14 protein-coding genes are annotated in these 16,961 nt (G+C 60.9%); 10 read left to right on the top strand and 4 right to left on the bottom strand.

Annotated elements, in window-relative coordinates; all coding sequences use genetic code 11:
• Positions 1-50: 50 nt before the first annotated feature.
• Positions 51-1,739: a response regulator gene (locus tag E1573_RS09690; protein ID WP_133212986.1), complete on the bottom strand. Its 1,689-nt coding sequence runs from the start codon at positions 1,737-1,739 to the stop codon at positions 51-53.
• 70 nt (positions 1,740-1,809) lie between these two features.
• On the bottom strand, positions 1,810-2,013 hold the full coding sequence (locus E1573_RS09685) for an ESPR-type extended signal peptide-containing protein (RefSeq protein ID WP_133212984.1): 204 nt from the start codon (positions 2,011-2,013) through the stop codon (positions 1,810-1,812).
• Between the two features lie 1,100 nt (positions 2,014-3,113).
• Between E1573_RS09685 and E1573_RS09680 the strand changes: the two genes are divergently transcribed.
• The 8 genes from E1573_RS09680 to E1573_RS09645 all read left to right on the top strand — a co-directional run bounded on the left by E1573_RS09680 (position 3,114) and on the right by E1573_RS09645 (position 12,223).
• Positions 3,114-4,433: an NAD(P)/FAD-dependent oxidoreductase gene (locus E1573_RS09680; protein ID WP_133212982.1), complete on the top strand. Its 1,320-nt coding sequence runs from the start codon at positions 3,114-3,116 to the stop codon at positions 4,431-4,433.
• Positions 4,433-4,843, top strand: coding sequence for a RidA family protein (locus E1573_RS09675; RefSeq protein ID WP_007924833.1), 411 nt, complete (start codon positions 4,433-4,435; stop codon positions 4,841-4,843). The genes E1573_RS09680 and E1573_RS09675 overlap by 1 nt, the downstream gene beginning before the upstream one ends.
• A 10-nt stretch (positions 4,844-4,853) precedes the next feature.
• Entirely contained in the window at positions 4,854-5,528 is a 675-nt protein-coding gene (locus tag E1573_RS09670; protein WP_133212980.1) for a DUF1028 domain-containing protein, read from the top strand.
• Entirely contained in the window at positions 5,521-6,681 is a 1,161-nt protein-coding gene (argE, locus tag E1573_RS09665) for an acetylornithine deacetylase (RefSeq protein WP_133212978.1), read from the top strand. Before E1573_RS09670 ends, argE begins: the two co-directional genes overlap by 8 nt.
• A 20-nt stretch (positions 6,682-6,701) precedes the next feature.
• Positions 6,702-8,195, top strand: a complete 1,494-nt coding sequence (locus tag E1573_RS09660) for an aldehyde dehydrogenase (RefSeq protein WP_133212976.1) — start codon at positions 6,702-6,704, stop codon at positions 8,193-8,195.
• A gap of 117 nt (positions 8,196-8,312) precedes the next feature.
• Positions 8,313-9,752 (top strand): APC family permease, encoded by a 1,440-nt coding sequence (locus E1573_RS09655; RefSeq protein ID WP_133212974.1) that lies wholly within the window; start codon positions 8,313-8,315, stop codon positions 9,750-9,752.
• Positions 9,749-11,131 carry an aspartate aminotransferase family protein gene (locus E1573_RS09650; RefSeq protein ID WP_133212972.1) on the top strand — a complete coding sequence of 461 codons (1,383 nt, stop codon included), beginning with the start codon at positions 9,749-9,751 and terminating at the stop codon, positions 11,129-11,131. The genes E1573_RS09655 and E1573_RS09650 overlap by 4 nt, the downstream gene beginning before the upstream one ends.
• A 51-nt stretch (positions 11,132-11,182) precedes the next feature.
• On the top strand, positions 11,183-12,223 hold the full coding sequence (locus E1573_RS09645) for an ABC transporter substrate-binding protein (protein ID WP_133212970.1): 1,041 nt from the start codon (positions 11,183-11,185) through the stop codon (positions 12,221-12,223).
• A gap of 197 nt (positions 12,224-12,420) precedes the next feature.
• Here E1573_RS09645 and E1573_RS09640 read toward each other — a convergent pair whose 3' ends face one another.
• Positions 12,421-13,329 carry a LysR family transcriptional regulator gene (locus tag E1573_RS09640; RefSeq protein WP_133212968.1) on the bottom strand — a complete coding sequence of 303 codons (909 nt, stop codon included), beginning with the start codon at positions 13,327-13,329 and terminating at the stop codon, positions 12,421-12,423.
• A 116-nt stretch (positions 13,330-13,445) separates the two neighbouring features.
• Positions 13,446-14,153: an MgtC/SapB family protein gene (locus tag E1573_RS09635; RefSeq protein WP_133212966.1), complete on the bottom strand. Its 708-nt coding sequence runs from the start codon at positions 14,151-14,153 to the stop codon at positions 13,446-13,448.
• 468 nt (positions 14,154-14,621) lie between these two features.
• Here E1573_RS09635 and E1573_RS09630 point away from each other — a divergent pair, with 468 nt between their 5' ends.
• On the top strand, positions 14,622-16,769 hold the full coding sequence (locus E1573_RS09630) for an FUSC family protein (RefSeq protein ID WP_133212964.1): 2,148 nt from the start codon (positions 14,622-14,624) through the stop codon (positions 16,767-16,769).
• Positions 16,759-16,959 carry a DUF1656 domain-containing protein gene (locus tag E1573_RS09625; protein WP_133212962.1) on the top strand — a complete coding sequence of 67 codons (201 nt, stop codon included), beginning with the start codon at positions 16,759-16,761 and terminating at the stop codon, positions 16,957-16,959. Before E1573_RS09630 ends, E1573_RS09625 begins: the two co-directional genes overlap by 11 nt.
• The last annotated feature ends 2 nt before the right edge of the window (positions 16,960-16,961 follow it).

Raw genomic sequence — 16,961 nt, 5'->3', positions numbered from 1 at the left:
GTGCGGGATAAGCGTGCAATCCTGAAAACGCTTGTAGTGCGTTCCTGAACCTACAGTGGGTGGTGAGTGGCCGTGGGTATCTGTAACTGCAGGGTGATCTCCAGGGCTTGCTGGTCGGTGATCCTCAATGCCAGCTCGGCATTCAATAGCTGAGCCAGTTGCTGTGCCAGTTGCCAGCGGATGCTCTGAGCGTCGCCGCCGGGCAGGGCGCTCAAGGCACCGACGATGCGCAGATGCCAAGGGATCTTCTGGTCGCTGTGCGGTGGCGACTCGATATAAATATCCAGGCTGGCAGCGCCCAGGCTTTTGCCATGGAGCAGCAAAATGCGCAGCAGCTGTACATACCGTTCGGCATCTATCCAGCCCCAGCACGACGCCACGGCGCAGTGCAAACGGTAGTCGGGCAAGCTGCCGGCGGGCGCCTGATCGAGCAGGGTCTGCGTCAGGTTACGCAAGTCACTGACATAGGAAATCGGTGAAGCCAGCCCCTGTTCCAGACGTACCAGTTCGGCCAACATTTCGACACCTTCTTGCAGGCGCAAGATCAGCGCCATGCGCGCGTCGTCGGGTTCGTGGCGTTGACCGGTGTTGGGAATCGCTTTGAGGTTGGCAATGGTAAGCGCCATCCCGGCGCAATACTCGATAAGGTACTGGCCGCGGCGTTTGCGCAGGGTTTGCGCATAGGTCAGTTGTTCTTGCAGGTTTTCCAGCGCTCTGTGCTGTTCGCCGATATCCACTGATGTGCAGAGCATCCCCACCAGGTCGCCATCCGCACTGATGACAGGCACACCACTGCTCTTGACCACACGCTGTTCGTCCTTGACCCTGATGGCCAAAACCAGCATGTACGGAATGCGCTGTTGCACCGCTGCGCTGTAGGTTTTATAGGCGTATTCATAGTGTTCCAGCTCCACCATACCGGCATCCACCGGCCGGCTACCAACCAAGTCTGCGGCGCTGCAACCGAAGTAGTTAGCGAATGCCTGGTTCGCCGCCAGAATCCGTGCACTGGCGTCGCGCAGGCACACCGGATAGGGAATCTGGTCGAACAGGGTGTTGAACTGTTGATCACTAGAGCTGGTATGCGTCTCCGACGTGCTGATGTGTGCATTGGAGGCACTGACCAGACCGTGTTGCGCTGCCAAGCGCAGCAGCTCCACCAGTGAATGGGTATTGGTTTTTTCCAGTAGCCTTGCCTTGTAGGTACTGACGGTGCGGTCGCTGATGGCCAGCTCGCCGGCAATGTCCTTGACCCGCATGCCATCGGCCAGGTAGTGCAGCACGGTGATCTCGCGTGCGGTAAAGCGCTCGTTGAAACCCTCAACAGTATCACCGGCCACGCTTTCGGCCTTCATGGCGCTGGCATTGAAGTAGGTTTTTCCGCTGACCACTTTGGCGACGGCATCGGCCAGCGTGCTCAGCGAGTCGTACTTGCTGACGAAACCCAGGGCGCCGGCAGTCATGCACAGGTGTTCGTAGACCTCCGACGGAAAGGCGGTAAACACCAGAACGCGAGTACTGCGTGGGGGCACGCTCAAGCGGCGGATCACATCCAACCCGCCCAGCCGCGGAATGTCCAGATCGAGCACCACCAGATCAGGCAGGGTGCGACGAACCAGCGCCAGGCCCTCAACACCGTTCGAAGCAATCCCGATGATGGTGTGACCGCTGCGTTCAAGCTCGGCCGCGATACCTGCCTGGCTGCTGGGCTGCTGGTCGATAATTGCAACGGTGCTCATTGGCGGATCCTTGCTCGTGTGCTCAGACAGCAAGGATAGCCGGTGTCAGCGTATATTCCGGGGCAGTGGCTCAGTCACCTGAACGGCGTGTATGGCGCTGTTCCTGGGCTTGCATCACCCATACGAGGTTTTTTTCTTCCTCTTGTTGCAGTGCAGTCAGGAGGGCATTGCCTGCGGCCCGGGCTTTCGCCTTGTGTGTCGCGTGGCTGAGCCTTGAAGCGACCTGGCGGGCCCGCCGGGTGGTGTTGCGGATGACCTCAATGCAGCGGTTCATGAGCCTTCGTCTCCGGTTTCAGTGCACTGCTCGATGCGCCAGGTTTGCCAGCGCATGGTCTCGGGCAGGCTGTGCGGCCTATCGTTGCACCGCGCGAGCAGCGAAAAAATCAGGGAGTCACGAAAGTGCTGTAGTGCGTGCACTACATGCGATTAGTGAGGCAGCGCCGTTGTTGTCAGCTGCTATATCAATCATTCAGAAAAAATATTGGAGGGAGTACGATGACAGTTGTATATATGCTGCTGGTTATCGCCTTGCCTCTGGGGCTTCACAGGAGTGGAGGTGTGACTTTGCAAGCCAGTATGGACAGCCCGAAATTTATAGTTAAGCACTCCTGGCCAGGAGGGATTTAATTATGGGTATCCACAACGTATCAAGACAACTTCAAACTTGTAAGTTAGCTACCGAATGCAGTTGGTGGTTGCTGTTGGTCTGGCTTTTATTTACACCCGTCGCGTATTCGGGAGACTGCATTCAGCTGTGTGAGGGCGGGAAAAAAATGTGCCTGGATGCCTGCGCATCCTCGCCCAACAAGGCCGCAAATTGCAGCAGCGCCTGCTACAGCGTCTATGATTGCCCAACAAAATGCGCCAACAAGAAAATACCGGGTGGCACTACATCCCAGTCGACACCACCGAGTGCAGTCAGCCAATGCAGTAGCAACTGTGCTCAGCAATTTTCTCAGTGTTTCTCCAGCTGCCAAGGAAATACTTCGTGTTACGACGCCTGCAGCCAAACAGTAAAAAGCTGCAATAACGGTTGTACCGGGCTGTTGAATAAAACGACCTCTTCAACCAGTGGCTCTACACCATCGCAGGGGCAGTCCACCACGCAGGATGTCCTCAATAAAGTAGATGCCTTGAATGATGCAGTTCAGGGAATATTCGGCACCGGAAAATAACGGTGTGGGAGCGGGCTTGCCCCGCGATTGCGGTTTGTCAGACTCATCGCATCGCGGGGCAAGCCCGCTCCTACCGGGACAGTTTTTTGCTTGCCAGCAACCACAAAAATCATAATTTCGCCTTTCCCTACCTTTGCACAGAATGCGCCCAACACCCACCCACGGTGATCCCCGTGGGAAAACTCAGTAGGGCGCAGCGATGACAAACAATAAAACCGTAATAGACACGCTTGTAGTGGGTGCCGGGCAAGCCGGTGTGGCCATGAGCGAACACTTGAGCCGACTCGGCGTGCCGCACCTGGTTCTGGAACGTAACCGTATTGCCGAAGCCTGGCGCAGTGGCCGCTGGGATTCGCTGGTGGCCAACGGCCCGGCCTGGCACGACCGCTTCCCTGGCCTTGAGTTCGAAGGCCTGGACCCGGACGCCTTCGCCAGTAAAGACCAGGTAGCCGACTACTTCGAAGCCTACGCAAAGAAATTCAACGCTCCGGTACGCACCGGCGTTGAGGTCACCCAAGTGCAGCGCAATGTCGGGCGTCCGGGTTTCACCGTGGAAACCTCCGAAGGCGTCATCGAGGCCAGCAATGTGGTGGTTGCCACTGGCCCGTTCCAGCGCCCACTGATTCCTGCTATCGCTCCGGTCGACAGCACCGTTACCCAGATGCACTCCGCGCACTACCGCAACCCTGAGCAGTTGGCCGAAGGCGCGGTGCTGGTGGTGGGGGCTGGTTCCTCCGGTGTACAGATCGCCGATGAATTGCAGCGCGCCGGCAAGCAAGTCTACCTCTCAGTAGGCGCCCACGACCGTCCGCCGCGCGCTTACCGCAACCGTGACTTCTGCTGGTGGTTGGGCGTGCTCGGCCTATGGGATGCCGAGGGTGTGCAGCCGGGTAAAGAGCACGTCACCATCGCCGTCAGTGGTGCCCGGGGTGGCCATACCGTGGATTTTCGCCGCCTGGCGCAACAGGGCGTGACGCTGGTCGGCCTGACCAAGGCGTTCAACAACAGCGTGGTGAGCTTTCAACCGGACCTGGCCGAGAACATCGCCCGTGGCGACGAGAACTACCTGGCCTTGCTCGATGCCGCCGATGCCTACGTAACCGCCAACGGCCTGGACCTGCCGCTGGAGCCGGAAGCGCGCATCATGCTGCCCGACCCTGAGTGCATCCGCGCGCCGATCCTTGAGCTGGACTTGGTCAAGGCGGGGGTCACCACGGTCATCTGGGCCACTGGCTACTCGGTCGATTACGACTGGTTGAAGGTCAATGCCTTCAAGCCCGACGGCAAGCCGCAGCATCAGCGTGGAGTGTCCAGTGAAGCGGGCATCTACTTTGTCGGCCTGCCGTGGCTGGCCCGCCGCGGCTCGGCGTTTATCTGGGGTGTGTGGCACGACGCCCGGCATATCAGCGAACACATCATCAAGCAGCGCGCCTACTTCAACTACCGCGATGCCGTGCAACGCCAGGCCGAGCAGCCTGAAACCCGTCTTCAATCCGCCAGCCTCATGGGAGCCCGCTGATGCCTACTCATACCCGCATTCGTATGTTCAACACCAAAGACACTTACCCGAACCAGTCGCTGGACAACGACCTGTGCCAGGCGGTGCGTGCCGGTAACACCGTGTATGTGCGCGGTCAGGTCGGTACCGATTTCAACGGTCAACTGGTGGGCTTGGGCGATCCACGGGCGCAAGCCGAGCAGGCCATGCGCAACGTCAAGCAACTGCTGGAAGAGGCGGGCAGCGACCTGAGCCACATCGTCAAGACCACCACCTACCTGATCGATCCGCGCTACCGCGAGCCGGTCTATCAGGAGGTGGGCAAATGGCTCAAGGGCGTATTCCCGATTTCCACCGGCCTGGTGGTCAGTGCCCTGGGGCAGCCGCAGTGGCTGATGGAAATAGACGTGATTGCAGTGATCCCTGAATAAGGAACGTGCCATGACTTTTTCCATCGTCGGCCGCTGCGCCGAAACCGGTCAGTTGGGGATTGCCATCAGCTCATCGAGTATCGCCGTGGGCGCCCGTTGCCCGTGGTTGCGCTCGGGTGTGGGGGCGGTGTCGAGCCAGAACATCACGTTGCCGGCCCTGGGCCCGCAGGTGCTCGATGCCTTGGGTGAAGGGTTGGCTCCGCATCAGGCCCTGGACCATGCGCTGACCCGCAATGGCTACAGCCAATATCGCCAGGTGGCGACGATCGATGCCCAAGGCCGTACGGCCGTGTTCAGCGGCAACCACACCCTGGGCACTCACAACGCCCTGGCGGGTGAGCAATGTGTCGCGGCGGGCAACCTGTTGGCCAACCGAGCGGTAATCGAGCGGATGGTTGAAGCGTTCGAACAGAGTGAGGGGTGTCTCGCATCGCGTTTGCTCCTCGCGCTGCAAGCCGGGCAAGACGCTGGCGGTGAAGCCGGGGCGGTGCATTCGGCGGCGCTGTCGGTGGTTGGCGATCTGCTCTGGCCGATTGTGGACTTGCGCGTTGACTGGGCCGAAGAAAACCCCATCGGTGAATTGCACAAGCTCTGGGAAGCTTATGCGCCGCAGTTGCAGGACTACCTGACCCGTGCGCTCAACCCTACTGTGGCGCCAAGCTACGGAGTGCCGGGCGATGAGTGAGCTGCGCAGCCGCGCCTTGCTGGCCAAGCTGATCGGCTTTGCCACGGTGAGCCGCGACTCGAACCTGCAACTGATTCAGTTCGTGCAGGACTACCTGCACGAACTGGGGGTGAGTTGCACGCTGATCTACAACGCCGAGCGCAGCAAAGCCAACCTGCTGGCCAGCATTGGCCCGGCGGTGGAGGGTGGCGTGGTGCTGTCGGGCCACACCGACGTGGTGCCGGTGGACGGTCAAGCCTGGAGCGTCGAGCCGTTTGCCCTCAGTGAGCAGGACGGCAAGCTGTATGGCCGTGGCACGGCGGACATGAAAGGCTACCTCGCTTCGGTACTGGCCGCCGTGCCGGTGTTTCTCGCCAGCCCACTGCGTCGCCCGGTGCACCTGGCGTTCTCGTATGACGAGGAAGTCGGCTGCCTCGGGGTGCGCAGCCTGCTGCAAGCCTTGCCACAGCACGTCGCCAAACCGGCCTTGTGCCTGATCGGCGAACCGACCGAGCTCAAGCCGGTGCTCGGCCACAAGGGCAAGCTGGCCATGCGCTGTCACGTCAAGGGTGCGCCTTGCCATTCAGCCTATGCGCCCTATGGCGTCAATGCGATTGAACAGGCCGCGCGGCTGATGACTCGCCTGAGTGAGATCGGCCAGCGCCTGGCCGCCCCCGAACACCATGACCAACGCTTCGATCCGGCATTTTCCACGGTGCAGGTCGGGCTGATCGAGGGGGGCACGGCGCTGAACATCGTGCCGCAAGACTGCCGTTTCGACTTCGAGGTACGTGCTTTGCCAGCGTTCGAACCGCAGGCGGTGGTCGACGAACTGCAAACCTACGCCGAGCAGACGCTGCTACCGGCCATGCAAGCGGTCAAGGCTGACACGGCGATTCGTTTTGAACCTATTTCGGCTTATCCCGGCCTGGCCACCGCGCCCGAAAGCGCAGCGGCGCAGTGGGTTGCGCAACTGTGCGGCAGCGACGCCTTCAGCACTGTGGCCTTTGGCACCGAAGGCGGGCTGTTTGCTCAGGCCGGTATCCCGGCGGTGATCTGCGGGCCGGGCAGCATGGAGCAAGGCCACAAGCCTGACGAGTTCGTCAGCGTCGAGCAAATGGCCGCCTGTGATCGCTTGATGGACCGGCTGGCAGCCGCTCTTTCCACACACTGATAACAACAAAAGAGTCTGCGATGAACACTTTCAACGACTGGACAACCCGTGCACAGCAACAGCGCTTGATCGATAGCGCATTGATCGATGGCAAGCCGTGCGTGGCGCAGAACGATGCGCGTTTTGAGGTCGTCAACCCGGCCACCAATCAGGTACTGGCCCGCGTGGTGGCTTGCGGTCAGGCTGAAGTCGACCAGGCGGTGAGCAGCGCCCGCCGTGCGTTCGAACAGGGGCCTTGGGCCAGAATGGCACCCGGTGAGCGCAAGGCGGTTTTGTTGCGCCTGGCGCAACTGATGCTGGAACACCGCGACGAACTGGCCTTGCTCGACTCACTGAGCATGGGCAAACCGGTGATGGATGCTTGGAACATCGATGTGCCGGGCGCTGCCCACGTGTTCGCCTGGTACGGCGAAAGCCTCGACAAGCTCTACGACCAGGTTGCCCCCACCGCGAGCAACGCGCTGGCGACCATTACCCGTGTACCGCTGGGCGTCATCGGCGCGGTGGTGCCGTGGAACTTCCCGCTGGACATGGCCGCCTGGAAGCTGGCCCCGGCCCTGGCGGCGGGCAACAGTGTGGTGCTGAAACCGGCCGAACAATCACCGTTTTCCGCCCTGCGCCTGGCAGAGCTGGCCCTGCAAGCCGGGATCCCGGCGGGTGTCCTCAATGTGGTGCCGGGGCTGGGCGAGAATGCCGGTCGCGCCCTGGGCCTGCACATGGACGTGGATGCCCTGGTGTTCACCGGCTCCACCGAAGTGGGCAAGTACTTCATGCAGTACGCGGCGCAGTCGAACCTCAAACAAGTGTGGCTGGAGTGCGGCGGCAAGAGCCCGAACCTGGTATTTGCCGACTGCCAGGACCTCGATCTGGCCGCCGAGAAAGCCGCGTTTGGCATCTTCTTCAATCAGGGTGAAGTGTGTTCGGCCAATTCACGTTTGCTGGTCGAGCGTTCAATCGCTGATGACTTCGTCCAGCGCCTGATCGACAAGGCCAGCCAATGGCAGCCCGGCAACCCATTGAACCCGGCCAGCCGCGCCGGGGCGATTGTCGATGCGCGCCAAACCCAACGGATCATGCAGTACATCGAGCAAGCCCAGGGCGAGGGCGCGCGTCTGGTGTGCGGCGGCCGGCAACGAAGCTTCGACGGCTCGGACAACTTCATCGAGCCGACGATTTTCACCGGGGTGACCGCTGACATGACCCTGGCCCGCGAAGAAGTGTTCGGCCCGGTGCTGGCGGTCAGCGTGTTCGATGACGAAGCCCAGGCAGTGGCGATGGCCAATGACCATATCTATGGCCTGGCGGCATCGGTGTGGACCGACGACTTGAACCGCGCACACCGCGTGGCGCGCAGGCTTAACGCCGGCACGGTGTCGGTCAATACCGTGGATGCGCTGGACGTCACGGTGCCGTTTGGCGGGGGCAAGCAGTCCGGGTTCGGCCGCGACTTGTCGCTGCATTCTTTTGATAAGTACACGCAGTTGAAAACCACCTGGATTCAGTTGCGCGGGTGAGCGCTGCCATCGCGGGGCAAGCCCGCTCCCACAGACTCTCAACCTGTGGGAGCGGGCTCGCCCCGCGAAGCAGGCAACGCGGTTCTTGCACATAAAACTAAAAAAGCGGAGCAACCGATGAACAGTAATGCAAGCGTGTCCACCGGCGCCGTGGCGCCACCTGAAAGTCGCAAGAAGCTGGGCCTGACCGCGCTGTTGGCAGTGGCGATCGGCCTGGTGGTGTCGCAGGGCGTGATGGTGCTGATGTTACAGGGCGTCGGCATTGCCGGACCGGGCTTTATTGTGCCGCTGGCACTGGCCTGGTTGCTGGCCTTGAGTTATGCCTGCTCGTTCTCCGAGCTGGCCTTGATGATCCCGCGGGCAGGCAGCCTGAGCAGCTACACGGAAGTGGCGATCGGGCAGTTCCCGGCGATTCTGGCGACCTTTTCCGGCTATGTAGTGGTGGCGATGTTTGCCCTGTCGGCAGAGCTGCTGTTGATGGAGTTCATCATCGACAAGGTTTACCCGCACTCACTGCCACCGCTGACCGTGGCCCTTGGGGTACTGGGCCTGTTCACCGTGCTCAACCTGTTCAACATCGACATCTTTGCCCGGTTGCAGACGGCGCTGGCGGTGATCATGGTAGTGGTGCTGCTGGTCATGGGCCTGAGTGCGATGAGCAGCGATATTGCTTCGCCTAATCCGGGCCTGTTCGATGGCGCCAACTGGAACCCCTTGGGGCTGGGCGTGATCGCCCTGACGGCGATGGCGGTGTGGGGGTTTGTCGGTGCTGAGTTCGTTTGCCCGCTGGTCGAGGAAACCCGCCGCCCGCAACGCAACATTCCCGGCTCGATGATGATCGGCTTGACCGTGATTTTCGTGATCATCGCCCTGTATTGTCTGGGTGCATTGCTCACCGTGCCGCAGGCAGAACTGGCCAGCAACGGCCTGCCACATTACCTGTTTGCCACCACGGTGTTTGGTGAAGCCGGCCAGGTATTCCTGGTGACCGCAGCGATAACCGCCACCTGCAGCACCCTCAACAGCTCACTGGCCGCCATTCCACGCATGTTGCTGGGCATGGCCCGCAACGGCCAGGCTTTCGGCTTGCTCAAGCTGCAAGGCAAACGCACGGGTGCACCTTGGGTGGCCGTACTGTTCGTCTCGGCGATCACCGGCTTGCCGTTGCTGCTGATGCACGACCATCCCGATGCCATCAACCAGTTGCTGCTGGCCGCCGCGCTGGCCTGGCTGCTCGCTTACATCATCACCCACATCAATGTGATCGCATTGCGTCGCCGTTACCCCCAAGTCGCGCGGCCATTCCGCACGCCGTTCTACCCGCTGCCGCAGCTGTTCGGCATCGCCGGCATGCTCTTTGCGATCTGGCACGTTTCGCCTAGCCCGGACATGACCTTCGCCATTTTCGCCTATGCCGGCCTGGTCCTGCTGGTGGTGTCGATCATCGCCGTGCTGTGGATCAAGTGTGTGATGCGCAAACCCCTGTTCAAACCTGAGCCGCTGGCCGCGGTACTGGCCACCCTCAACGATAAAAACCCGCAAGGAGACTCGCAATGACCGCTCAAGTGAAAACCGACCGTAGCACCAGTGATTATCAAGCCCTGGATGCCGCGCACCACATTCATGCGTTTCTCGACCAGAAAGCCCTGAATGAGGAAGGCCCACGAGTGATCGTGCGTGGCGAAGGCCTGGCGCTTTGGGACAACGACGGCAAGCGCTACCTGGACGGCATGTCGGGCCTGTGGTGCACCAACCTCGGCTACGGTCGCAAAGATCTGGCGGCCGCAGCCAGCCAGCAACTGGAGCAACTGCCGTACTACAACATGTTCTTCCACACCACCCACCCGGCGGTGGTGGAACTGTCGGAGTTGCTGTTCAGTCTGCTGCCCGGCCATTACAGCCACGCGATCTACACCAACTCCGGCTCTGAAGCCAACGAGGTGTTGATCCGTACGGTACGCCGCTACTGGCAGATTCTCGGCCAGCCGCAGAAGAAAATCATGATTGGCCGCTGGAACGGCTACCACGGCTCTACCCTGGGCGCCACGGCGCTGGGCGGCATGAAGTTTATGCATGACATGGGTGGGGTGATTCCCGATGTTGCGCACATCGACGAGCCGTACTGGTTCGCCCATGAAGGTGACCTGACGCCCGCCGAATTCGGCCTGCGTGCAGCCCGACAGCTGGAAGAGAAGATTCTCGAACTGGGTGCCGAGAACGTTGCGGCCTTTGTCGCCGAGCCGTTCCAGGGCGCCGGTGGGATGATTTTCCCGCCAGAAAGCTACTGGCCAGAAATCCAACGTATCTGCCGCAAGTACGATGTGTTGCTGTGCGCCGATGAAGTGATCGGTGGGTTTGGCCGCACCGGTGAATGGTTCGCTCACCAGCATTTCGGTTTCGAACCCGACACCCTGTCGATCGCCAAGGGCCTGACCAGCGGCTACATCCCCATGGGCGGTTTGATTCTGTCCAAGCGCATGGCGCAGGTGCTGGTGGAGCAGGGCGGGGTGTTCGCTCACGGCCTGACCTATTCCGGGCACCCAGTGGCCGCCGCGGTGGCGATCGCCAACCTCAAGGCCCTGCGCGACGAAGGCATTGTCACCCAGGTCAAGCAAGACACCGGGCCGTACCTGCAACGGTGCCTGCGCGAAGTGTTCGGTAACCACCCGCTGATTGGTGAAGTACAAGGCACCGGCCTGGTTGCTGCGTTGCAGTTCGCCGAAGACAAATCCACGCGTAAACGCTTTGCCAACGAAAACGACATGGCCTGGCGCTGCCGCACCATCGGCTTTGAAGAAGGCCTGATCATTCGCTCGACCCTGGGCCGGATGATCATGGCTCCGGCGCTGGTTGCCGGCAAAGCCGAGATCGACGAACTGGTCGACAAGACCCGTATCGCCGTAGACCGCACAGCACGCGAGTACGGCGTGCTGTAAGCCCCTGCGCCGGCTCGCAGGGGCGGGCCGGCCTTCTTGAGGAACAGATCCATGTCCAGATCCTTGCGTTGCAGTGTTCCCTTTGCCCTGGCCTTGCTGTGCGGTGCTGTACAAGCCGCGCCCCAGAGCCTGACCGTGATTTCTTTTGGCGGCGCGACCAAACAGGCCCAGGACAAGGCCTATTTTCAACCTTTCAACGCCAGCGGCGCAGGACGCGTGGTTGCCGGTGAATACAACGGTGAACTGTCGAAAATCAAAGCCATGGTCGATGTTGGCCATACCAGTTGGGACGTGGTTGAAGTTGAAAGCCCCGAGTTGCTGCGCGGTTGTGATGAAGGCCTGTTCGAACGCCTGGACCCGGCACGCTTTGGCGATGCGGCGCAGTTTGTACCGGGTACATTGAGCGAGTGTGGTGTCGCGACGTACGTGTGGTCGATGGTCATGGCTTACGATCACGACAAACTGGCCAAGGCGCCGACGTCCTGGGCCGACTTCTGGAACGTCAGCGAATACCCTGGTAAACGCGGCTTGCGCAAGGGCGCCAAGTACACCCTGGAAATCGCCTTGCTCGCCGATGGCGTCAAACCAGAGCAGTTGTACCAAGTGCTGGCGACCCCGGAAGGTGTGAGCCGTGCCTTTGCCAAGCTGGACCAGATCAAAGGCAACATCCAGTGGTGGGAGGCCGGCGCACAACCGGCGCAGTGGCTGATTGCCGGCGACGTGGTGATGAGCGCGGCGTACAACGGGCGGATCGCCTCGGCGCAAAAGGAAGGGATGAAGCTGGGCATTGTCTGGCCGCAGAGCCTGTACGACCCGGAATACTGGGCGGTGGTCAAAGGCACGCCGAACAAAGCCTTGGCGGAAGACTTCATTGCTTTTGCCAGCCAGCCCCAGGCGCAGAAAGTGTTCTCTGAAGAGATCCCCTACGGCCCGGTGCACCGCGATGCCCTGAAGCTATTGCCTGAGGCTGTGCAACAGCAACTGCCAACGGCGCAGGCCAACCTTGCCCAAGCACAGGCGGTGGATGCAGCGTTCTGGGTGGATCACGGCGAAGAGCTGGAACAACGCTTCAACGCCTGGGCCGCACGGTAGGAGCGGGCTTGCCCCGCGATAGCGGTTTACCTGACACACCGCCGTCGCGGGGCAAGCCCGCTCCCACAGATTTACTTCAGCCTGCTCTTTGCAGTACTCGACAAATAGGCTTCAACGCCTGGGCTGCGCGGTAGGAGCGGGCTTGCCCCGCGATAGTGGTTTAACTGACACACCGCTATCGCGGGGCAAGCCCGCTCCTACAGCCAGGCGGTGAACTGCTCTTTGCAGTACTCGACAAACAACTGCGCAGGCTTGGTCAGTTGCGCACGTTTCAACCAACCGGCCACCAAGCCTGAGCCGGTGACATCCTCCAGCAATTCCACACACACCAGGGGCTGGCCGTCATAGGTGCTGGTGGTCAGCGGTCGGGTCACTAATACGGCAAAGCCAAAGCCCTGGCCAACCATGCCTCTTACCATCTCGATCGACGGCGAGCTGAAGACGATGTTCGGGCTCAGGCCAAGCTCTTCGAAAATGCTCACGAAATAGGTGCGGCTGGGCTGCACATCAAGCAGGATCATCGGCTCCAGTGCCAGGTCTCGCAGCGACACCTGGGCCTGTTCGGCAAAGCGGTGGCCGACGGGTAACAAGGCATAGGGACGCTGTGGCGCCATGAGTGCTTCGGTCTCGATGGTACTGTCGAGGTCATGGTCGTAGAAAATCGCCAGATCGAAGCGCCCGCCAGTCAGGCCTTGCACCAGCTCTTGCTGCTCACCATCCTGCAGGCGGATTTCCACACCGGGGAAGCGCTCGCGAAAGCCTTTGATCAGGCGCGGCAGGTAAAGCGGGGCAACAGTCTCGAAGCAACCAATGTCGATCTGCCCGCAGACCACATCGTTGTCGGCCAGGGCGTTCTGTTCGAACTCCCGGGCCATGCGCAGCAGTTCCTGGGCTTTACGGTAGAAACGTGCGCCACCCGGGGTCAGCGACACCCCCTGGGCGTGATGGCGGATGAACAGCTGCACGCCGAAGCTGTCTTCCAGGCCTTTGATTGCCGTTGAAATCGACGGTTGCGCAATGTACAGCTTGCGCGACGCCTCAGCGACGCTGCCGCACTCTACGGTGGTGACGAAATACTTCAACTGACGCAAGGTATAGGACGCCACAGTGCACCTCTGGCTGATTGTTTTACTACAGGGTACCCCGTTGGCGCCCGGCGGCTGCAGCGGATTTTGCTGGGCATTGAGCATATTTTCGCTGCGTAGCCGCCAATCTGTGAGGGCTAGTCGCTTGCCAGTTCGTGTACCTGCCAACGTACCGAGCTGACACCTTTTTCCAGACTGACCCGGCTGACCAGGCGCTCCAGCTGTGTTGGTGCATCCGGGTTGCCGAGCAATTCGGCGCGCACTTCCAGTTTCGCCGGGTTGGCCAGATCCTCGCTGTGCAGCGATTGCAGGCGCAGGCCGCCGCTGCCCAAGCTGTGCAACATCAGGCTGCGGACCTGAATTTCGTCTTCGGCACGACAGGTGATGCGCACTTCAAAGCGCTGTTCGGCCTCTGTGGCCGGCAGCACCTCCTGCAGGTTCAGGCGCTGGGCGATGTCGCGCAGCAAGATGTTGGCGCACAACACCACGCAGGTGCCCACCGCCGCTTCCAGCAGCAGGCCCATGCTGCACAGTACGCCAATGGCCGCCGTGCACCACAACGTTGCCGCAGTGTTCAAACCACGCACATTCAGACCGTCACGCATGATCACGCCACCACCGAGAAAGCCGATACCCGAGACCACATAGGCGGCGATCCGTGACGCATCGGTAGCAGCCATGCCCGGTACCGCCTGGGTCATTAACACGAACAGGCAGGCACCGGTGCTGACCAGGGCATTGGTGCGCAGGCCGGTGAGGCGCTGGCGCAGTTGACGTTCAGCGCCGATCAGCGCACCCAGTACCAGCGCGACACTCACGCGCAGGAGAAATATTTTCCAATCCATGACAAACCTCAAATCCACGGCGCAAGGCCGCAACGCATCGAACAACTGTCGATGCCGGGATCAATGAAAGGATTGCGCAGGCTCTCAAACCGTGACCACGAACACTGTGGGCAAGGCGTGCAGGAAGAAACAAGGGGGCGTGATCCACTGGGGATACGAAGCGCCACTGACTACCCGATACGGCAGGGCAGTGGCAGAGGAAGTCTGCTGAACTAGCGTGCCGTTCGAACCTGTCGCAATCGTCTAGAGCAACTGTCCAATGCAGGACTCCTGTATAGGCATGCAAAAATGCGGGCGAGAAACTAACGTTGAAAGGCGGCAGGGTCAAGGTTGTTTTCATGACAATGGCCGCAAAGCGCTTGCGCAGCATGACTGTTCCGGATTTGCAACGCTGTAGCGTGTGAATGCCGCTACCGCTGCACGGCCGGTGCCGTTAAGGTGAAGCTTCACCCGTGGTGAGGGAGCGCAATGCAACCACTGATCAACTACTTCAAAATGGTGCTGCACCCGGGGCCAGACACCTTTTATTTCGCCCTGCGCACCATCGTTGCCTGTTTGCTGACCCTGTACCTGGCGTTCATTTTCGACCTCGACCAACCCAAGTGGTCGATCATGGCAGTGTTCATCGTTAGCCAGCCCCTGGGCGGCATGACCTTGCAGCGCAGTTTCGCGCAAGTGGTCGGGACCACGGTGGGCGCCGCCGTTGCGGTGTTGATCATGGCGCTGTTCCCGCAGGCGCCTTTGCCATTCATCGTCACCCTGGCGCTGTGGCTGGCGCTGTGTACGGCCGGGGGCACCTTGTTGCGCTACACCAGCTCTCACGCTTTCGTGCTCAGCGGGTTTACCGCCGTGGTCGTGGCGATGCTGGCGATCCCCGAGCAGGACAACACCTTGATGCTGGCCATCACCCGGGTTACCGAGACCTTACTGGCGGTGGCATGTGTTTGCGCCGTCAGCCTGCTCAGTGCGCGGCCTCAGGCGGTCACCAGGGGTTACTTTGGCAAAGTCGACAATCTGATCAAGCTGATGGCCACGCATGCCGCTGCTGCCATCCGTGGCGAGGAAACCGCAGCAAGCTTCAGCCAGCGGCAAATGCAGATTCTCGGTGAAATCAGCGCCCTGGAAGGGTTGCGCCGCCACCTTTATTTCGATGCCCCGCACCTGCGCGGGGCTAACGGGCTGGTGCAATTGTTGGGCAACCAATTGGTGCTGCTCAGCTCACGCCTTACCGTGCTGCGCAACCAGAAACGGATGATTGCCGAACGCTGGCAGGGTGCATATCCGGACTTCATCAACCAACTGCTTACTGACGAGCTGGCCTTTCTCGATCAACTGGCGCAGCAGGGGCGGGCCATGCCAGCCAGTGCCCGAGAACACTTCAGCGCCCTACAGAAGCGCTTTGACCAGGCCGCCTTGCAGGCCGAACAACTGGCGCCCGACTTGCCACCAACGCTGCGCTCGCTGGCCTGGGCGCTGCGTTGGGAACAAGCCAGGCTGCTGGAGCAGCTGGGCGAGATGCTTGAATTGAGCGACGCCATTCAGGACGGCCGCGCTGGCGATTGTCTGTACCGTAAAGCGCGTGAAAACCCCCTGCACCTGGATTTTCGCCTGGCGGCGATGAATGCCAGCCGCGCCTTCATTGCGCTGCTGGTGGGCGGGTTGATCTGGATCGAGACCGCTTGGGACGGTGCCCGCGCCGGGGTGATTCTGGTGGGTATCCTGTGTTCGCTGATGGCAACCTTCCCGCGTCCGCTGATGGCCGCACAAAACTACATGCGCGGCTTGGGCATGGCTGTGCTGGTCTCGGCGTTGTACCAGTTCTGGCTGATTCCCCAGGTGGTCGATTTCGAGATGCTCGCGCTGCTGCTGTTGCCGCTGCTGTATGTGGTTGCAGTGGGGCTGTCGACACCGATGACTGCCGGGATCGGCATGGGCCTGGGGTTGTCGAGCTTTTTGCTGTTCGGACCGCAGAACATCGGTGCCTGGCAGAACACCGCTATTCAGTGGTTTGAGTTTGCTGGTGCTTACCTTTGCGGTGGGGTGCTGTCGCTGCTGGTGTATGCCTGGCTGTTTCCATTCAACCCGCAGTTGCGCATCGAACGGCTGTTCCGCGAGACCCGTGAGCAGGTTTACGCCTTGCTCAAAGGGCCATCTTCCGATGAGCGTCAGTTTGCCTTCGAGAGCCGTATGGTTGACCGCCTGACCCTGATTCTGGGCCTGTTGCCGGCCACGCAGGATGCTCGTTCCAAAGCGCTGTTCGAGGTCAACCTGGCATGCATGGCGCTTGGCGTGGCCTTGCGCCAATTGCAGGAGCAAAGCCGGGCCAACCGATTGCTCTCAGACACCACCCGCGAGCGCCTGGAACAGGTGTTACGCAACACCGGCCGTTATGTGGCCGGGCGTACCCAAGGGCAACTGTCGGTGTTGCTCGACACGCTGACAACGCTCGGCGAAGCACTCGATGCACTGCACAGCGCGCAGTTCCAGGCTGAGCCCGAGCAGTTGCGTTCGCTGTTTCGTATCCGGGTCGCGTTGCTGGTGATTGCCGGTTTCCTGCGCCACTACAGCACTTACCTTGACCCTGCTGAAGAAGGAGCGTCCGTCCTTGCCCATTGATTTTGAGGTGGGTGGCGTTTACCTGCCGCCCATTGCCCAGGCCTTATTGCTGGCCATGCCGCTGTTGTTCGCGCTGCTGTGGGTGTTGCAGCGCCTGGGCGTGATGCAGCGGGTGTGGCACCCGGCCTTGTTCGAAGGGGCGCTGTACAGCTGCATTTGCGCCTTGATCATCCTGTACATGGGGAGCTGAAA

It is taken from the genome of Pseudomonas sp. H9, assembly GCF_004353925.1.
In the GTDB taxonomy this organism is placed as follows: domain Bacteria; phylum Pseudomonadota; class Gammaproteobacteria; order Pseudomonadales; family Pseudomonadaceae; genus Aquipseudomonas.
This window is presented reverse-complemented; position numbering and strand designations above follow the sequence as displayed.

What these genes read in the sequence shown, in the direction of transcription:
- E1573_RS09655 (WP_133212974.1), top strand. Translation starts at nt 8,313, where the DNA reads ATGAACAGTAATGCAAGCGTGTCCACCGGCGCCGTGGCGCCACCTGAA.
- E1573_RS09675 (WP_007924833.1), top strand. Translation starts at nt 4,433, where the DNA reads ATGCCTACTCATACCCGCATTCGTATGTTCAACACCAAAGACACTTAC.
- E1573_RS09635 (WP_133212966.1), bottom strand. Translation starts at nt 14,153, where the DNA reads ATGGATTGGAAAATATTTCTCCTGCGCGTGAGTGTCGCGCTGGTACTG.
- E1573_RS09690 (WP_133212986.1), bottom strand. Translation starts at nt 1,739, where the DNA reads ATGAGCACCGTTGCAATTATCGACCAGCAGCCCAGCAGCCAGGCAGGT.
- E1573_RS09680 (WP_133212982.1), top strand. Translation starts at nt 3,114, where the DNA reads ATGACAAACAATAAAACCGTAATAGACACGCTTGTAGTGGGTGCCGGG.
- E1573_RS09650 (WP_133212972.1), top strand. Translation starts at nt 9,749, where the DNA reads ATGACCGCTCAAGTGAAAACCGACCGTAGCACCAGTGATTATCAAGCC.
- E1573_RS09645 (WP_133212970.1), top strand. Translation starts at nt 11,183, where the DNA reads ATGTCCAGATCCTTGCGTTGCAGTGTTCCCTTTGCCCTGGCCTTGCTG.
- argE (WP_133212978.1), top strand. Translation starts at nt 5,521, where the DNA reads ATGAGTGAGCTGCGCAGCCGCGCCTTGCTGGCCAAGCTGATCGGCTTT.
- E1573_RS09670 (WP_133212980.1), top strand. Translation starts at nt 4,854, where the DNA reads ATGACTTTTTCCATCGTCGGCCGCTGCGCCGAAACCGGTCAGTTGGGG.
- E1573_RS09685 (WP_133212984.1), bottom strand. Translation starts at nt 2,013, where the DNA reads ATGAACCGCTGCATTGAGGTCATCCGCAACACCACCCGGCGGGCCCGC.
- E1573_RS09630 (WP_133212964.1), top strand. Translation starts at nt 14,622, where the DNA reads ATGCAACCACTGATCAACTACTTCAAAATGGTGCTGCACCCGGGGCCA.
- E1573_RS09660 (WP_133212976.1), top strand. Translation starts at nt 6,702, where the DNA reads ATGAACACTTTCAACGACTGGACAACCCGTGCACAGCAACAGCGCTTG.